The organism is Clostridium sp. TJA085, from assembly GCF_058310235.1.
This window is the reverse complement of record NZ_JBZEEZ010000001.1, coordinates 604,513-622,034: the sequence shown is the minus strand read 5'-3', so window position 1 is coordinate 622,034 and position 17,522 is coordinate 604,513. Positions and strand designations below refer to the sequence as shown.

General features: G+C 28.1%; 16 protein-coding genes and 1 pseudogene. 16 read left to right on the top strand and 1 reads right to left on the bottom strand.

Annotation, left to right across the window (positions count from 1 at the left end; genetic code table 11):
- Positions 1-4: 4 nt before the first annotated feature.
- The 11 genes from priA to AC4FQW_RS03290 all read left to right on the top strand — a co-directional run bounded on the left by priA (position 5) and on the right by AC4FQW_RS03290 (position 11,692).
- Positions 5-2,200: a primosomal protein N' gene (gene priA, locus AC4FQW_RS03340; protein ID WP_491147222.1), complete on the top strand. Its 2,196-nt coding sequence runs from the start codon at positions 5-7 to the stop codon at positions 2,198-2,200.
- 17 nt (positions 2,201-2,217) lie between these two features.
- Positions 2,218-2,661, top strand: a complete 444-nt coding sequence (gene def / locus AC4FQW_RS03335) for a peptide deformylase (RefSeq protein WP_303127008.1) — start codon at positions 2,218-2,220, stop codon at positions 2,659-2,661.
- Positions 2,662-2,686: 25 nt separating this feature from the next.
- Complete coding sequence (gene fmt / locus AC4FQW_RS03330) at positions 2,687-3,616, top strand: methionyl-tRNA formyltransferase (RefSeq protein ID WP_491147220.1); 930 nt, start codon at positions 2,687-2,689, stop codon at positions 3,614-3,616.
- 11 nt (positions 3,617-3,627) lie between these two features.
- Positions 3,628-4,317, top strand: a complete 690-nt coding sequence (locus AC4FQW_RS03325; RefSeq protein ID WP_303127012.1) for a zinc metallopeptidase — start codon at positions 3,628-3,630, stop codon at positions 4,315-4,317.
- Positions 4,318-4,339: 22 nt separating this feature from the next.
- The gene (gene rsmB / locus AC4FQW_RS03320; protein WP_491147218.1) at positions 4,340-5,653 is read left to right on the top strand and encodes a 16S rRNA (cytosine(967)-C(5))-methyltransferase RsmB; all 1,314 of its coding nucleotides are present in this window, start codon (positions 4,340-4,342) and stop codon (positions 5,651-5,653) included.
- A 14-nt stretch (positions 5,654-5,667) separates the two neighbouring features.
- Positions 5,668-6,699 carry a dual-specificity RNA methyltransferase RlmN gene (gene rlmN / locus AC4FQW_RS03315; RefSeq protein WP_491147216.1) on the top strand — a complete coding sequence of 344 codons (1,032 nt, stop codon included), beginning with the start codon at positions 5,668-5,670 and terminating at the stop codon, positions 6,697-6,699.
- Positions 6,700-6,711: 12 nt separating this feature from the next.
- A complete protein-coding gene (locus tag AC4FQW_RS03310) occupies positions 6,712-7,431 on the top strand; it encodes a Stp1/IreP family PP2C-type Ser/Thr phosphatase (RefSeq protein ID WP_303127018.1) in 720 nt (239 codons plus the stop codon).
- Positions 7,428-9,416, top strand: a complete 1,989-nt coding sequence (pknB, locus tag AC4FQW_RS03305) for a Stk1 family PASTA domain-containing Ser/Thr kinase (protein ID WP_491147214.1) — start codon at positions 7,428-7,430, stop codon at positions 9,414-9,416. The genes AC4FQW_RS03310 and pknB overlap by 4 nt, the downstream gene beginning before the upstream one ends.
- Positions 9,417-9,534: 118 nt before the next feature.
- Positions 9,535-10,398, top strand: a complete 864-nt coding sequence (gene rsgA, locus AC4FQW_RS03300) for a ribosome small subunit-dependent GTPase A (protein WP_303127022.1) — start codon at positions 9,535-9,537, stop codon at positions 10,396-10,398.
- Between the two features lies 1 nt (position 10,399).
- On the top strand, positions 10,400-11,050 hold the full coding sequence (gene rpe / locus AC4FQW_RS03295; protein WP_303127024.1) for a ribulose-phosphate 3-epimerase: 651 nt from the start codon (positions 10,400-10,402) through the stop codon (positions 11,048-11,050).
- Between the two features lie 3 nt (positions 11,051-11,053).
- Positions 11,054-11,692, top strand: coding sequence for a thiamine diphosphokinase (locus AC4FQW_RS03290; protein ID WP_303127026.1), 639 nt, complete (start codon positions 11,054-11,056; stop codon positions 11,690-11,692).
- A 213-nt stretch (positions 11,693-11,905) separates the two neighbouring features.
- Here the strand turns inward: AC4FQW_RS03290 and rpmB are convergent, their stop codons facing one another.
- The gene (gene rpmB / locus AC4FQW_RS03285) at positions 11,906-12,097 is read right to left on the bottom strand and encodes a 50S ribosomal protein L28 (protein WP_024614610.1); all 192 of its coding nucleotides are present in this window, start codon (positions 12,095-12,097) and stop codon (positions 11,906-11,908) included.
- Between the two features lie 197 nt (positions 12,098-12,294).
- On the opposite strand from rpmB, the gene AC4FQW_RS03280 reads away from it, so the two are divergent.
- The 5 genes and pseudogenes from AC4FQW_RS03280 (at position 12,295) to coaD (ending at position 17,521) form a co-directional block, all read left to right on the top strand.
- On the top strand, positions 12,295-12,645 hold the full coding sequence (locus tag AC4FQW_RS03280) for an Asp23/Gls24 family envelope stress response protein (protein WP_024614611.1): 351 nt from the start codon (positions 12,295-12,297) through the stop codon (positions 12,643-12,645).
- Positions 12,646-12,659: 14 nt separating this feature from the next.
- Entirely contained in the window at positions 12,660-14,297 is a 1,638-nt protein-coding gene (locus AC4FQW_RS03275; protein WP_491147210.1) for a DAK2 domain-containing protein, read from the top strand.
- A gap of 74 nt (positions 14,298-14,371) precedes the next feature.
- Positions 14,372-16,402 carry an ATP-dependent DNA helicase RecG gene (gene recG / locus AC4FQW_RS03270; protein WP_491147208.1) on the top strand — a complete coding sequence of 677 codons (2,031 nt, stop codon included), beginning with the start codon at positions 14,372-14,374 and terminating at the stop codon, positions 16,400-16,402.
- 67 nt (positions 16,403-16,469) lie between these two features.
- Positions 16,470-17,036: pseudogene (gene rsmD / locus AC4FQW_RS03265) on the top strand (16S rRNA (guanine(966)-N(2))-methyltransferase RsmD); the annotation flags it as partial.
- On the top strand, positions 17,036-17,521 hold the full coding sequence (gene coaD, locus AC4FQW_RS03260; RefSeq protein WP_303127033.1) for a pantetheine-phosphate adenylyltransferase: 486 nt from the start codon (positions 17,036-17,038) through the stop codon (positions 17,519-17,521). The pseudogene rsmD and the gene coaD, both read left to right, overlap by 1 nt.
- Position 17,522: the final 1 nt, after the last annotated feature.

The following is a 17,522-nucleotide window of genomic DNA, read 5'->3' as shown; positions in this document are numbered from 1 at the left end:
ATAAATGGAACTATATGCCGAAGTAATTGTAAATAGTGAAGCTGTAGAAATAGATAAGCCATTTACGTATAAAGTAAAAAAAGATTTTAATGATTTAATTAGCATCGGTCATAGAGTAAAGGTTCCGTTTGGAGTTTCTAATAAACTTATAGAAGGATTTGTAATTGCTCTTTCTACAGAGTTTAATGATAAATATAAAGTAAAAGAAATTAGCAAAACATGCGATGATGAGCCTATATTAACAAGAGAAGATCTATTAATGATAGAGTTTTTAAGAAGTAAAACATTGTGTAAATACATAGATGCAATAAGATTATTAATTCCAAAAGGAATTATAAAAGGAATTAAAAAGAAGAAGAAAAATGTTATAAAATTTAATAATGAATTAGATGATAATTTCAAAAAAAAAGAAAATTATTTAAATCTTATAAATTTTATAAAGGAAAATGATTGTATTTATACAAAATCAGAACTTAGTAAAAATTTAAAATTCTCTATATATACTATAAATAAAGCTATTGAAAAAGGATTTTTATCCTTAGAAGAACAGGTTGTATATAGGTATAATAGAAGAATTTATAAAGATAATGATATTAAAAATTTAACAGCTGAACAAATTGAAGCTATATCCAAAATTAAAAATTCTAACAATAAAGGCTTTCTTTTAAAAGGGGTAACAGGCTCAGGAAAAACAGAAGTATATATGAAGTTAGTTGAACATACTTTAAATGAAGGAAAAGGTGCTATAGTACTTGTTCCAGAAATAGCTCTTACACCTCAGATGATAGAACGATTTAAGGGACGTTTTGGGGAAGATGTTGCTTTATTTCATAGTAAACTTTCTGATGGAGAAAGATTTGATGAATGGTATAGAGTAAAAACAGGAAAGTGTAGACTTGTAGTGGGAGCTAGAAGTGCAGTGTTTTTGCCTGTTAATAATCTTGGAATTATAATAGTTGATGAAGAACATGAAGGCACTTATAAATCAGATTATAATCCTAAATATAATACTAAAGATGTTGTTGAGTTTTTAAGTTTTACAAAAGATTGTAAGTATGTTCTAGGTTCTGCAACACCATCAGTTGAAAGTTTTGCAGATGCTATGGTTTCAAAGATTGAACTTGTAACATTAAATAATAGAATAGATAATAAACCCCTTCCAGATATAGAAATGGTTGATATGAGGGAAGAACTTAGAGTAAAAAATTTATCTATGTTTTCAAGAAAGTTATACAAAGAAATAAAAGAAGCTTTAGAAAGAAAAGAGCAAATAATTTTATTTTTAAATAGAAGGGGATTTTCAACATTTGTTTCTTGTAGAAGTTGTGGTTATGTTTTTAAATGTCATAAATGTGACATATCTATGACATATCATAAAAATGGATATTTAATATGTCACTATTGTGGTAAAACAGAAAAGCAAATTCATGTGTGTCCAAAATGCAAGAGCAAGTATGTAAAGTTTTTTGGTGCTGGAACTGAAAAGGTAGAAAGTGAAGTAAAAAAATATTTTAAAGATGCTAAAGTATTAAGAATGGATAAAGATACAACAAGAAATAAAGGGTCTCATGAAAAAATATATAATTCTTTTAAAAATAAAGAAGCAGATATTTTAATTGGGACACAAATGATTGGAAAAGGCTTAGATTTTAAAGATGTAACAGTAGTAGGGATTTTAGCAGCTGATATGTCTTTAAATATACCAGATTATAGATCATCAGAAAAAACTTTTCAAATTATAACTCAAGTTGCAGGTAGAGCAGGTAGAGGAGACAAAAAAGGTAAAGTAATTATTCAAACGTATGATCCTGGAAATCCAAGTTTAAATTATGCAATTAACAATGATTATATTGGAATGTTTAAAGATGAGATTAGTTTAAGACAACAAATGGGGTATCCTCCTTTTGAAAAAATAATTTTAATAAGAGGTATATCTAAAGATGAAAAATCTCTAGAATGTTTTATGAAGGATATAACTAAAAAAATTAGAAGTTTATCAGAGGATAATGTAACTATTTTAGGGCCTACAAAATGTATAGTATCAAAAATAAAAGATAAATTTAGATGGCAAGTTATGATAAAAGGTAAATTTTCAGATGATTATTCTAAAAAAATTAGAGACATACTTTATGAAATGAATAAGAGTGTATATAATGAAATAAGAATAAATATTGATATTAATCCAAACAATTTTTTATAAACTAGGAGGAATTTTTTATGGCAATTAGAAATATAAGAAAAAATGGTGATGATGTATTAAGAAAGAAAAGTAAAGTTGTAGAAAAGATAGATAATAGAACTTTAACTTTAATTGAAGACATGATAGATACTATGTATGAAGCTGATGGAGTAGGACTTGCAGCACCTCAAGTTGGAATACTTAAGAGATTATTTGTTATAGATGTATACGACGGAGAAGGACCAAGAGTATTTATAAATCCAGAAATATTAGAAACAAGTGGAAGCCAAGTTGGCGAAGAAGGTTGTTTAAGTGTTCCAGGTGTATCAGAAGAAGTGGATAGACCAAACTTTGTTAAAGTTAAAGCTTTAAATGAAAAAGGTGAAGAATTTATATTAGAGGCAGAGGAATTACTTGCAAGAGCTGTTTTACATGAAAATGATCACTTAGATGGTATTTTATTTATAGATAAAGTTAAATAAGAAAAATAAAAAAGGAGGAATAGTTTTGAAGATAGTATTTATGGGAACACCAGATTTTGCTGTTCCATCTTTAAAAGCTTTAATAGACAAATATGGGGTTTATGCTGTATTTACTCAACCAGATAGACCAAAAGGAAGAGGAAAAAAATTAGCATTTTCACCTGTTAAAGAAGAAGCGTTAAAACATAATATAAAAATTTATCAACCTGAGAAGCTTAAGGATGAAAAAGAAATGATTCAAGATCTTAAAGATATGGAGCCGGATTTTATAATAGTTGTAGCATTTGGTCAAATTCTTACAAAAGAAGTATTAGACATACCAAAATACGGATGCATTAATTTACATGGATCAATACTTCCGATGTATAGAGGAGCTGCACCTATAAACTGGGCTATTATGATGGGAGAAAAAGTTTCAGGAAATACAACTATGCTTATGGATGTAGGATTAGACACTGGTGATATGCTTTTAAAAGATGAAGTTGAAATTACAGATAATATGACAGCAGGAGAACTTTATGACATATTAAAGGATAGAGGTGGAAATCTTTTAATAGAGACAATAGAAGGAATACTTAATAACACTATAAAGCCTGAAAAACAATCAGATGAAACTTTCTATGCAAAAATGTTAAATAAAAAATTAGCTCAAATAGACTGGAATAAAAGTGCATTAGAAATTCATAATATGATTAGAGGGTTAAATCCTTGGCCTATTGCACATACTTTATATGAAGGAAGTACTATGAAAATATTTGAAAGTGAAGTTTTAAATAAAAATAGTACTTTGGAAAATGGAAGAATAATAAATGTTTCTAAAAAGGGAATAGAAATTTCAACAGGGGATGGTGTTCTTTTAATTAAAAAGGTTCAATTCCCAAATTCAAAGCCTTTAATGGTAGAGCAATATATAAATGGTCATGATGTTAAAGATGGGATTATATTAGGAAAATAGGAGGTATAAATATGTATTATCCATTTTATTTTGATAGAACTATGCTTATATTAGTACCAGCACTTTTGGTTAGTATATGGGCACAAAGTAAAATTAGCTCAACTTACAATAAGTACAAAAAGGTAAGAACTATGAATGGATATACAGGTGAGCAGGTTGCGAGAATGATGCTAAATGAAGCGGGATTATCTTATGTAAATATAGAGGTTGTTAATGCAAATCTTGGAGATCATTATGATCCAAGTAGTAAAGTTTTAAGGTTATCACCTGATGTTTATAGTGGAACTTCAATTGCTTCAGCTGGAATAGCAGCACATGAAGTTGGTCACGCTATACAGGATAAAGAAGGATATAAACCTCTTATATTAAGAAATTCAATAGTTCCTGTTGTAAATTTTAGCTCAAGTATTTCTTGGATATTATTCGTTGTAGGTTTACTTATGGGAAATCATACTTTTGTTAATTTAGGAATTGTATTGTTTTCTGCTGTAGTAATATTTCAATTGATTACATTACCAGTAGAATTTAATGCATCTAATAGAGCGATAAATGTATTAAGCAATAGAGGAATACTTTATGGGGATGAGGTAAATGGAGCGAAAAAAGTTTTAGGAGCAGCAGCTATGACATACATTGCTTCAGCTCTTATGGCTATAGCTCAATTATTAAGATTAATTGCTATAAGCAATAGAGATCAATAAAAACTTAGAGAAGAGGTATTTTATGAACAGTAGAAGCATAGCTTTAAAAATACTAGATAGAGTATTAAATGAAGGTGCTTATTCAAATTTAGTATTATCAAGTGAATTAAATAATTCAGATTTAAATGATAAAGATAAAGGTTTGGTAACAGAAATTGTATACGGAACAATAAGAAGAAAAAATTCACTAGATATGCTTATATCTACTTTTGTTAAAGATATAAGTATAATGGATAAAAGAGTCTTAAACATATTAAGAATAGCAATATATCAATTAAAGTATTTAGATAAAGTTCCAAGTTATGCAGCATGTAATGAAGCTGTAGAACAAGCAAAAAAAATATCAGATAGATGGGGAAAACTTGTAAATGGTGTTTTAAGAACTTATGGTAAAAAAGGTGAATCAGGATTAAAATTCAACAATAAAATAACTGAATTAGAATATAAATATTCTTTTGAACCATGGCTTATAAGACTTTTTATTAAGCAATATGGAGAAAAAGATGCAATAAAAATACTTGATTCACTAAACTTTACACCAAAAGTAACTGTTAGAGTAAATTCTTTAAAATCAGATTATGATAGTGTGTTTGAAGAACTAGAAGAAAACGGATATAATATAGAAGAAGGATACATTTGCCCTGAGGCTATTTCTATAAAAGGTGGAAAAAATATTGAAGGCAATAAGCTTTTTAATGAAGGAAAAATAACAGTTCAAGATGAAAGTGCAATGTTAGTTGCCCCACTTTTAGATTTAAATAGTGGTGATATAGTACTAGACCTTTGTAGTGCACCTGGTGGAAAAACTACTCATATTGCAGAACTTCTTGAAAATACAGGAGAGGTATTAGCTTTTGATTTACATAAAAACAAGTTAGGTTTAATAGAGGAAAATTGTAAAAGACTTGGTATAAATAATGTTAAATTAGAAGAAATGGATGCTACAGAATTAAATGTTAATCTTATAGGCGTTGGAGACAAAATTCTTATAGATGTTCCTTGTTCAGGACTTGGTATAATAAAAAGAAAACCTGAAATTAAATGGAATAAAAATCGTAATGAATTAAAAGAAATAGTAAGAATTCAAAGAGATATTATGGAAAATGCTTGGCAATATCTTAAAAATGGTGGAACTTTAGTGTACTCAACATGTACTCTAAATAAAGCTGAAAATGAAGAAAATATTGAATGGTTTTTAGATAAACATAAAGACTGTACATTAGAAAATATATTTGTAGGAAATGGTGAAAATATAAAATATACTAATGGAATGGTAACAATTATTCCAAATGAATATATGGATGGATTCTTTATGGCTAAGCTTAAGAAAAGTTAATAGGAGAATTAATTATGGAAAATTTATTAGATTTTACACCAAAGGAATTTTCAAATTGGCTTAAAGAAAATGGTGAAAGTGCTTTTAGAGCAAAACAAGTATTTTCTTGGATTTATAAAGATGTGTGGAATTTTGATGACATGAGAAATATTCCAAAAACATTAAAAGAAAAGCTTAATGAAAAATTTGAAATATTAATTCCTAAAGTAGTAAGAGCTCAAGAGTCTTCAGATAAAAGCACTATGAAAATATTATTAGCTCTTAAGGATGGGAATTTAATAGAATGTGTTATTATGAAGTATAAGCATGGAAATACAATCTGTATTTCAACTCAGGTAGGATGCAGAATGGGATGTAAGTTTTGTGCTTCTACAATAGATGGAAGAGTTAGAAATTTAACATCTGGAGAGATACTTGCTGAGATTATGGTGGCACAAAAACTTTTAGGTGAAAGAATATCAAACATTGTTTTAATGGGAAGTGGAGAGCCACTTGACAATTATGATAATGTAATAAAATTTTTAAAAGAAGTAAATTCAGAAGATGGATTTAATATAGGTCAAAGACATATAACTTTATCAACATGTGGAATAGTTCCTAAAATATATGAATTAGCTGATGAAGGAATGACTATAACTCTTGCAATTTCATTACATGCATTTAATGATGAAAAAAGAAAAGAAATAATGCCGATAGCTAATAAATATACAATAAAAGAAATTCTAGATGCTTGTAAATATTATATTGATAAAACAAACAGAAGAGTAACTTTTGAATATGCCTTAGTTAAAGGAGTAAATGATGGAGCAGAAGATGCAAAAGCATTAGCACAATTGTTAAGAGGAATTTTGTGTCATGTAAACTTAATACCAGTAAATGAAGTAAAGGAAAATTCCTTTAAAAGATCATCAAACAAAGCAGTAGAAAATTTTGCAAATATTCTTAAAGATAGAGGTATAGAAGCTACAGTTAGAAGAGAAATGGGAAGCGATATTGATGCAGCTTGTGGTCAGTTAAGAAGAAGTTATTTAGAATCCCAAAATTAAGGGGGAATTAATATGGTAGGATATAAAAGTGATGTTGGAATAAAAAGAAAATTTAATGAAGATAGTGTAGGTCATTTTGAGTGTGATTCATATGGTATATATATAGTTGCTGATGGAATGGGTGGACACAATGCTGGTGAGGTTGCTAGTGAAATGGCAGTATCTAATGTTATAGAATTTGTAAAAAATAATATAAATTCACTTGGTGAGTGTGTTCTTGAAGATGCAATAGAAAATGTAAATAAAAAAATATATGAATATTCAGTTAGCAATCTTAAGCTTAGTGGAATGGGAACAACTATAACAGCTTGTTTAGTATATGATGGTAAAATAGTTATAGCTAATGTTGGAGATAGTTCATGTTTTGGAATTAATAGTAGTGGTTTATTTAAATTAACAAAAGATCACTCTTTAGTACAACAACTTATAGATTCTGGTAGTATATCAGAAGAAGAAGCAATTAATCATCCGAATAAAAATATAATAACTAGAGCGGTTGGAACTCATGAAGATGTTGAAGTTGATATTTTTAAGTTTGATATTGATGAATATGATAAATATCTAATGTGCTCAGATGGACTTACAAATGAAGTACCAATAGAAAGAATAACTGAAATTATACAAAAAGAAGATGATAATGAACTTGCTTGTTATGAGTTAGTAAATGAAGCTAACAAAAATGGTGGGAGAGATAATATTACAGTTATGTTATTTGGAGGAGAGAGCGTATGAATGGTGAAGTATTAGGCGATAGATATGAACTCCTTGAAAAAGTAGGAGAAGGTGGTATGGCTCTTGTCTATAAAGCTAGATGTAATAAGCTAAATAGATATGTTGCTGTAAAAATATTAAAAAGTGAGTATTCAGATAATAATGAAATAGTAAGTAAGTTTAAAAGAGAAGCAACTGCAATTGCTAAATTATCTCATAATAATATAGTTAATGTATTAGATGTAGGAACACAAGATGATATAAACTATATAGTTATGGAATATGTGGATGGAAAAACTTTAAAAGAAGTTGTAGAAGAATTTGGAATGATAAGTTGTGAAACAGCTTTAACTATTGCTATTCAAATTGCTAAAGCTTTAGAGTGTGCGCATAAAAATGGTATAATACACAGAGATATTAAACCACAAAATATATTAGTTACAAGTGATGGATTAGTTAAGGTAACTGATTTTGGAATTGCAAAGATAGCTGATTCTGCAACACTTACAAATACAAGTACTATACTTGGATCCGCTCATTACTTTTCACCAGAACAAGCAAAAGGTGGATTTATTGATAATAAAACAGATATATATTCACTTGGAGTAGTTATGTATGAAATGCTAACAGGAAAACTTCCTTTTGAAGGAGATTCACCTGTAACAATAGCTTTAAAGCATATTCAAGAAGATCCAGTTCCGCCAAAAGAATTAAATCCTAAAATTCCAGAAAGTCTTAATAAGGTTGTTTTAAAATGTATGGAAAAGGATGCAAGCAAAAGATATCAAGATATAAAAGAATTAATCTCAGATCTTGAAAAAATAAAGCAAAATCCTGATATTAAAATAGGGGAAGACATATCAAATGAAAATGATCAAACAGTAGAACATACAATAATTATGGCTCCTGTAAAGGAACCGGTTATTGAAGATTCAGAAGATTTAGATGATGAATATTATGATGATGACGAAGATGCTGAATATTATGATGATGACGACAATTATTATAATGATGCAGATGAAGCAGAAAATAAAGAAGAAAAAGCTAAATCTAAAAATAAAACATCAAGTAAAAAAGGAATAATAATTGGAATTGTTTCTGTATTAGTATTAGCACTTTTAGGTGTTGGAGGATATTTTATGATATCCGGTAATAAGGCTAAAGAAGTTGTAGTACCTAATTTTGTTGGAATGAATATAAAAGAAGCTCAAGAGAAAGCTAATAGTTTAAAAATAAATTTAAAAATAAAAACTGTAAAAAGTGATGAAAAAGAAGGCACAATAGTTAGTTCTAATCCAAAGGCAGGAGAAAAAATAAATGAAGGCTCAACAGTAGAGGTTGAAGTAAGTAGTGTGGAAAAAATTACTATGCCTAATTTAGTTGAAGATAGTTTAAGTGATGCTAAAGCAAAACTTGAAAGCCTTGGAATTAAAAATATTATAATAAATAAAGATTATAGTGATTCAATAGCAAAAGGAAATGTTATTTCTCAAACACCTGAACAAGGGGAAGAAATAACAAAAGAAGTATCAGTTACATTAACTGTTAGTGAAGGTAAAAGGGTTGAAACTGTTCAAGTACCAAATGTAAATGGATTGTCAGAAAGTGATGCTAGAAATAAACTATCAGGATTTAATGTAAATGTAGAAACTAAAGATACAACAGACAAATCATTGGATGGAAAAGTTATTGGTCAAAGTTTGAAAGCAGGAACTTCAGTAAATAAAGGAAGTACAATTATATTATCAATTGGAAAATATAAAGAAGAAAAGATAAATGTAGGCGATATTATATCAAATGGAATGAAAGGTTCAGAAGCTAAAGCTGCACTTGAAGCAAAAGGATTCAATGTATCGCTTGCAGGAGATGGAGCAGAAGGAAATGTAGTTTCTTGGACTCCTAATAATGCAACAAAAGGAAGTAATATTACTGTAACAACAAAAAAAGAAGTACAAAAACCTGAAAAAGAAGATAATGATAAACAGGAAAAACAAAATAAAAAATAAATTTAAAGAGCAAGGTGTATGAATTCACTTTGCTCTTTAAGTTTAATATAAATATTCTTGCAAAAAATAATAAAAAGTGTTTATATTAATAAGAGAGAAGAAAAAATTTGGAGGTAACATGAAAGGAAAAATAATTAAAGGTATAGGTGGATTCTATTATGTAAAAACAGATGAAGGAATAATAGAATGTAAAGCAAGAGGAAAATTTAGACATAAGTCACTTAAACCTATGGTTGGAGATAATGTTAAAATAAAAATAGAAAATGGAAAAGGTACTATAGAAGATATAGATGAAAGAACTTCAGAGCTTATAAGGCCAACAGTTGCAAACGTAACACAAGCTTTCGTTGTATTTGCTGTAAAAAACCCTGATTTAAATTTTGATTTATTAAATAGATTTTTAGTTTTATGTGAAAGTAATAATATAAAAGTAATAGTTGCATTAAATAAAATTGATTTAGTAAATGAAGAAGAAAAAGAAAATTTAAAGAAAAGGATTAACTCTATAGGTTATGAAGTTTTATTTATAAATGCTAAAAGAGGTATAGGTGTAGAAGATTTAAAAGAAAGATTAAGCAATAATGTTACTGTTCTTTGTGGGCCTTCTGGAGCTGGGAAATCAACACTTATAAATACTCTTACAGATAAAGAACATATGGAAACTGGTGAAGTAAGTGAAAAAATAGGAAGAGGTAAACATACAACTAGACATAGTGAACTTATTGAGGTTTCAGATGGATATATAGTTGATACTCCAGGTTTTTCTACTTTAGATGTAAACTTTATAAATAAAGAGGAATTAAGATATTGTTTTCCTGATTTTGAGAAGTTTAATAATAGTTGTAAATATAGAGGATGTCTTCATTATAAAGAACCAGGATGTGCAGTAAAAGATGCTGTAGAAAATGGGGAAATAAATAAATATAGATATGAATTTTATATAAGAACATTAGAAGAAATAATAAATGGGAGGAGATATTAAGATGATAAAAATAGCACCGTCAATTTTATCAGCAGATTTTTCAAAGTTAGGAGAAGAGGTTGAATTATTAGATAAAGGAGGGGCAGATTATATACATATAGATGTAATGGATGGAGCTTTTGTACCAAATATTACACTTGGAGCACCAATAGTTAAGGCTATTAGAAATAGAACTAATAAGGTATTTGATGTTCATTTAATGGTAGAAACACCATCAAGATACATAGATGATTTTATAGATGCTGGAGCAGATATAATAACTATTCATTATGAAGCAGAAAAACATATAGATAGAGCAATTCAATATATAAAATCAAAAGGAGTTAAAGCAGGGGTAGTATTAAATCCTGGAACTCCAACAATTATGATAAAAGATTTAATATCAAAATTAGATATGGTTTTAATTATGAGTGTTAATCCAGGTTTTGGAGGACAAAGTTTCATTGATTATTCTTTAGAAAAAGTTAAAGAAGTAGATGAAATGAGAAAGAAATATAATAAAGATTTAATAATAGAAATAGATGGTGGTATATGCGTAGATAATATAAAAGCTGCTAGAGAAGCTGGGGTTGATGTAGCTGTTGCAGGTTCTGCTGTTTATAAAAATGGTGAAGTTATGAAAAATATAAGTGAATTAAAGAGGAATGCTTAAGAAATGAGAGCGATAATAGTTACTGGAGGGAATGAACCTTCTTATGAATTGTTAAATTCATATATAAAGGAAAGTGACATTATAATAGGAGTAGATAAAGGGTGTAATATACTTAAAAAATACGAAATAATACCTAATATGATTTTAGGGGATTTTGATTCTATAGATAAAGCTGCAATTCAATATTTTAAAAATAGAAATGTACTTATAGAAAAGTTTAACCCGGAAAAGGATTATACAGATACTCATTTAGCCTATAACAAAGCAAAAGATATATTCAATGTAGATGAAATGATTATGTTTGGGGCAACTGGTACAAGGCTTGATCATACACTTGGTAATATAGGTCTTATGATTAATGCACTAAATGATAATATAAAATTAGAGATTGTTGATGAAAACAATAAAATTTTTGCTGTAAATAAAAGTACTGTTATAAAAAGAGAAGAAGGAAAAGTTATTTCATTTCATGCTTTGTGTGATGAAGTTAAAAATTTTAATATAACAGGTGGAAAATATAAATTAAAAAATTATAATATGAAAACATTAGAACCTAGAGCAATTTGTAATGAATTTTTAGAAGGAGATATTGAGATATCTTTTGATTCAGGAATTGTATTAGTTTTATATTCTAAAGATTAAATAAAATTAGAACCAATATTAACTATTTGCATATAATATAAATAGTAGTATTGGTTTTAATAATTTAATTGGAGGATTTATGAAAATAGTAGCTATTAAATTACCTAAATGTATCTCAAATATAATAAGATTTTTTAGGAGAAAGAAAAAAGATACATAAATTTAGACATAAAAAAAATGCATTGCTAGTGCAGTGCATTTTTTTTATTTGAACTATATTGCTCTTTCAACCTTACCAGATCTAAGACATCTTGTACAAACATGAACTTTTTTTGGAGTTCCGTTAACTAAAGCCTTTACTTTCTTTATGTTAGGAGCCCAAGTTCTCTTTGATTGACGATGTGAATGGCTGTATTGTACACCTGAAACAACGCCTTTATTACAAATTTCGCATCTTCTTGCCACTTGAAAACACCTCCTTGTTAAGTGAAGATATAATTCTCTTCAATAGGACAGAATTCATTGTACCATAACAAATAGGTATTTTGCAATAGTATATTTCAAAAAAATATATAATATTTTGGAAGATTATTATATAAATCTTGAATATTAAAGATTTCTAATATAAAATATATGTATGATATGTGTAAGGAGGAATCGTAATGGTAGGATTTTCAAGAGAAAATGGTAAGGTTCATTACTCAGAAGAAGTGTTAGCAAAAATTGTTGGACTATCAACAATGGAATGCTACGGTGTAGTTGGAATGGTTTCAAAGAATGCTACAGAAGGTCTTTGGGAGTTAATTGGAATAGAGCATTTTAATAAAGGCGTTAAGATAAATGTTAATGATGATGATAAATTAGATATTGAATTATTTGTAATGGTTGAATATGGAACAAAAATTTCTGTTATAGCAAATAACATAATTCAAAAAGTACGTTATAATGTAGAAAACTTTACTGGATTAAAAGTTTCATCAATTACAGTAAATGTTCAAGCGGTAAGAGTCTAGGAGGTAAAAAACTAATGGAATTTAATAAGATAAACGGCCGTGATTTTTATAACATGGTAGTAAATGCAAGTAACAGATTAGCTGAAAAAAGCGATTTTGTTAATGCTTTAAATGTATTTCCAGTACCAGATGGAGATACAGGAACTAACATGTCAATGACTTTTAAAGCAGCTGTTAAAGAAATTGAAAATATAGATTCAGATTCTATAGAAGTAGTATCTAAAAAGCTTGCAAAGGGTGCTCTTATGGGAGCAAGAGGAAACTCAGGAGTAATTCTTTCACAAATACTTAGAGGTTTTTCAAAGGGATTAGCAGGACATGAAGAAGTTTCAGTATCAGAGTTTGCAAATGCTATTCAAGAAGGATCAAATTCAGCATACAAAGCTGTAATGAGACCAACAGAAGGTACTATTTTATCAGTTATAAGAGCATCAGCAGAATCAGCAGTTAAGTCTAAAGCTAGAAATATAATAGAGCTTTTAGAAGAAGTTAATAAAGATGCTAAGATTATGTTAGATAAAACACCAGAATTATTACCAGCTCTTAAAAAAGCTAAAGTTGTAGATTCAGGTGGTATGGGTCTTTATATAATACTTCAAGGAATGCTTGAAGCTTTGAAAAATGGTATTGTTGCAGAAGTTAAAGATATAAAAATTGGTGAAGGTGGAGCAGAAGCTACTGGAGCAAAGACAACTCATGATGCGGATATAAAATTTGGATATTGTACAGAATTTATAGTTTTAGGTGATGCTACTAAATCAAACGAATTACAAAATGAAATAGAATCACTTGGAGATTCAATGATAGTAGTTGGGTATGACGATGTTATAAAGGTTCATATTCATACAAATGATCCAGGTTTAGTTTTATCAAAGGCTGTAAAGCTTGGAGAACTTTCAAAAATTAAAATTGATAACATGAGAGAAGAACATAGAGAAATTTTAGCAGCTGAAATGAGAGAAGACCAAGAGAAATCTAAAGAAGTAGAAGAAACTAAAAAATATGGATTTGTAACTGTAGCTATGGGAGAAGGAATTACAAACATATTTAAGGATTTAGGGGTTGATTATGTTATAGAAGGCGGTCAAACTATGAATCCATCAACTCAAGATATTTTAGATTGTATAGAAAAAATAAATGCTGAAAACATATTTATTTTACCAAACAACAAAAATATAATAATGGCTGCATCACAAGCAAAAGATATTTCAGACAAGAATGTTATTGTTGTGCCAACAACAACTATTCCTCAAGGAATAACTTGTGTATCTATGTTTAATAGAGATGCTTCTCCAGAAGAAAATGAAGAAGAATTAAAAGACCTTATGGAGTCAGTAAAAACTGGTTCAGTAACATATGCAGTAAGAGACACTGAAATAGATGGAATTGAAATAAAAGAAGGAAATATGTTAGGCCTAGTTGAAGGTAAAATAAAAGAAGTTTCAGATGATAAATTTGAAGCAGCTGAAAAAGTACTTGATAACATGGTTAATGAAGATAGTGAATTAATAACTATATTCTATGGTAAAGATGTTAAAGAAGAAGAAGCTAATGAATTTGTAGAAAAGTTAGAAGAAAAATATGAAGATTGTGATATACAATTATATAAAGGAGACCAGCCTTTATATTACTTCTTAATGTCAGTAGAATAATAAGTATAAAATTACGTATAATAAAAAGCACCGTAAGGTGCTTTTGCTATTTTACCTATAAAAGAGGTGATTAAATGGATATATATACTACAGTTAATAATATAAAAGGAGTAGGTAAAAAGTCTACAGAAAAGCTTAATGAAGTTCAAATATTTAGTATACTTGATTTGCTTTTATATTTTCCAAGAGATTATGAATTTGTAAATGGTAATAGTAAAATAAATGAGATAGATGAAAATGAAAAGCAAATATTAAAGTGTACTATGATTAAATTAAGAGGAGATTTTAGAACAAAAACTGGAAAAATAATAACAACAATAGAATTTGATTATAATAGTATTAGAGTTTTAGCAAAGTGGTTTAATCAACCATATATAAAAACCAAATTTAAATTTAAAGAATCATATAATCTTTTAGGAAAATACAAAAAAATATCTAATACTTTAGAAATAACAAATCCATTAATAGCATCAAATGAATCTTTAAAAAGTGAAATAATACCTAAATATTCTTTAAAAGGTGAACTAACTAATAATTTTTTAGTTAAAATAATTGGGGAAGTATTAGATAATATTTATGTTAATGAAAATTTACCAGAAGAAATAATAAGAAAATATAATTTAATCTCTTTTGATGATGCTATTCGAGAAATACATTTTCCAAAGGATAAAGAGATTTTAAAAAGATCTATAAATAGATTAAAGTTTCAAGAATTATTTACATATTCTATGAAATTACTTTTACTTAAAAAGAAATCTAGAGTAAAGGATGGAATTGGGTTTAATTGGAGTGAGGAACTTAATGATTTAAGAGAATCTCTTCCATTTTCTTTAACTAATGCACAATCTAGGGTTGTTAGAGCCATACTTAAAGATCAAGCATCTAAATATCCAATGAATAGACTTGTTCAAGGGGATGTTGGGTCAGGGAAAACTATAGTTGCTTTAATTGCTATTTTTAATGCATATAAAAATGGATACCAATCAGCTTTCATGGCTCCAACTGAAATATTAGCAAATCAGCATTATAAAGAAGCTAAAAATATTTTTAAAGGTTTTGATATTGATATTGAACTTTTAACTGGAAGTACTTCTAATAAAGAAAAAAAGAGAATAAAAGAGAAGATAAAGGAAAACAAACCTTTAGTAGTTATAGGGACACATGCTCTTATTCAAGAAGATGTAGAATTTAATAATTTAGCCTTAGCTATAACTGATGAGCAACATAGGTTTGGCGTTGGGCAAAGAAGTAAGCTTATAAATAAGGGTAAAAAAGCAGATGTTTTAGTAATGACTGCAACTCCTATACCTAGGACTTTAGCCTTGTATGTATATTCTGATCTGGATGTTTCAGCAATAGATGAACTTCCGCCAGGAAGAAAGAAAATAGATACAAGATTTTTTAAGGAAGAGGATAGAGATAATGCATATATGCTTGCTTATAATGAAATAGGAAAAGGAAGACAAGTTTATATAGTATGTCCTCTTATTGAAGAAGATGAAAATGAGAAATTAAATTCTGTAGAAAGTGTATATGAAAAATTAAGTCATGGTATATTTAGAAATATAAAGGTTGAATATTTACATGGGAAAATGAAGCCTAATGAAAAAGATGATATAATAAATAGATTTAAAACTGGAGAAACGAAAGTTTTAATATCAACTACAGTTATTGAGGTAGGGGTAAATGTTCCTAATGCTTCGGTAATGATAGTTGAAAATGCAGAACGATTTGGATTAGCACAGCTTCATCAGTTAAGAGGTCGTGTTGGTAGAGGAGAGTATGAATCATATTGTATTTTAATTGCAAAAGCAAAAAGTGAAGTGACTAAAAGAAGAATGGAAATATTAACGGAATCAACTGATGGCTTTTATATATCAGAACAAGATTTGAAGCTTAGAGGCTCTGGTGAAATGTTTGGGGTTAGACAAAGTGGAGATGAAGGATTTTTACTTGCTAATCTTTATGAGGATATGAACATACTTATTAAAGCAAGAGAAGAAGCAAATAATATATTATTTAATGAAACAAAAGAAAATTTAAAATTAATAAAAGAAATAGAGAATAATTTGGAAAAAAGCAGTAAGTATATTTGCTTTAATTAATTATAAATTGTATAAAAAAGTTGATTATGATAGAATGAAATATATATAACTACTTAAGGAGGACAAAAGAGTGAGAATAATAGCTGGAAAGGCAAGAGGACGTAAATTATTATCACCACCAACATATGAAACAAGACCGACTCTAGATAGAGTAAAAGAGGCTATGTTTAGTATGATTCAAGGATACATACCTGATGCTAGCGTTATAGATGTATTTGCTGGAACTGGTAGTTTAGGATTAGAAGCTGCAAGTAGGGGAGCAAAGGAATGTTATTTATTTGACAAAAGCAAGACAACATTTCCTTTACTTAAGAAAAATGTTGAAAATCTTAAATTCAATGATTTTTGTTTCCCGATGAATATAGATGCTTATGATGGATTAAGAAGTCTTGCAAGAAAAGGTAAAAGATTTGATTTAATCTTTATAGACCCACCATATTGTAAAGAAATGATTCCAGAAGCTATAAAAATTATAAAAGAAAATAATTTATTGCTTAATGATGGAATAATTGTAACGAAAATAGATAGTATAGAAGAAATATATGAAGGATATGAAGATATTAAGCTTTTAAAAAGTAAAAAATATGGAAATACAACAGTTTGCTTCTATGAAATAGAAGGAGAAGAGGATTAATGAAAGAAGCTATATATCCTGGAAGTTTTGATCCTATAACTAATGGACATTTAGATATTATAGAAAGAGGCGCTAAAATTTTTGATAAGATAGTTGTTGCTGTTCTTATAAATATAGATAAAAAAGGTTTATTTAATATAGAAGAAAGAGTTGAACTTATAAAACATGCAACTTCTCATATTAAAAATGTTGAAGTTATAAGTTTTGAAGGACTTCTTATTGATTTATTAAAAAAGAGAAATAGTAATCTTATAATAAAGGGGCTAAGAAATAATGTTGATTTTGATTATGAAGCACAGATGGCCCTTATTAATAAAAATTTAGATTCTGATGTTGAGACTGTTTTTATGATATCATCTCCTAACAACTCATTTATAAGTTCATCAGCAGTTAAGCAAATTGGTAAGTTTAATGGTAATATAGATAATTTAGTTCCTGAAAATATTAAAGAGTATATACTAAAGAAAATAAAAAATAATAAGTAGG

Excerpts from the sequence above, each read along its gene's own strand:
- rsmB (WP_491147218.1), top strand. The coding sequence starts at position 4,340 with ATGAACAGTAGAAGCATAGCTTTAAAAATACTAGATAGAGTATTAAAT.
- AC4FQW_RS03325 (WP_303127012.1), top strand. The coding sequence starts at position 3,628 with ATGTATTATCCATTTTATTTTGATAGAACTATGCTTATATTAGTACCA.
- coaD (WP_303127033.1), top strand. The coding sequence starts at position 17,036 with ATGAAAGAAGCTATATATCCTGGAAGTTTTGATCCTATAACTAATGGA.
- priA (WP_491147222.1), top strand. The coding sequence starts at position 5 with ATGGAACTATATGCCGAAGTAATTGTAAATAGTGAAGCTGTAGAAATA.
- AC4FQW_RS03310 (WP_303127018.1), top strand. The coding sequence starts at position 6,712 with ATGGTAGGATATAAAAGTGATGTTGGAATAAAAAGAAAATTTAATGAA.
- recG (WP_491147208.1), top strand. The coding sequence starts at position 14,372 with ATGGATATATATACTACAGTTAATAATATAAAAGGAGTAGGTAAAAAG.
- rsgA (WP_303127022.1), top strand. The coding sequence starts at position 9,535 with ATGAAAGGAAAAATAATTAAAGGTATAGGTGGATTCTATTATGTAAAA.
- rlmN (WP_491147216.1), top strand. The coding sequence starts at position 5,668 with ATGGAAAATTTATTAGATTTTACACCAAAGGAATTTTCAAATTGGCTT.
- AC4FQW_RS03290 (WP_303127026.1), top strand. The coding sequence starts at position 11,054 with ATGAGAGCGATAATAGTTACTGGAGGGAATGAACCTTCTTATGAATTG.
- rpe (WP_303127024.1), top strand. The coding sequence starts at position 10,400 with ATGATAAAAATAGCACCGTCAATTTTATCAGCAGATTTTTCAAAGTTA.
- pknB (WP_491147214.1), top strand. The coding sequence starts at position 7,428 with ATGAATGGTGAAGTATTAGGCGATAGATATGAACTCCTTGAAAAAGTA.
- AC4FQW_RS03275 (WP_491147210.1), top strand. The coding sequence starts at position 12,660 with ATGGAATTTAATAAGATAAACGGCCGTGATTTTTATAACATGGTAGTA.
- AC4FQW_RS03280 (WP_024614611.1), top strand. The coding sequence starts at position 12,295 with ATGGTAGGATTTTCAAGAGAAAATGGTAAGGTTCATTACTCAGAAGAA.
- def (WP_303127008.1), top strand. The coding sequence starts at position 2,218 with ATGGCAATTAGAAATATAAGAAAAAATGGTGATGATGTATTAAGAAAG.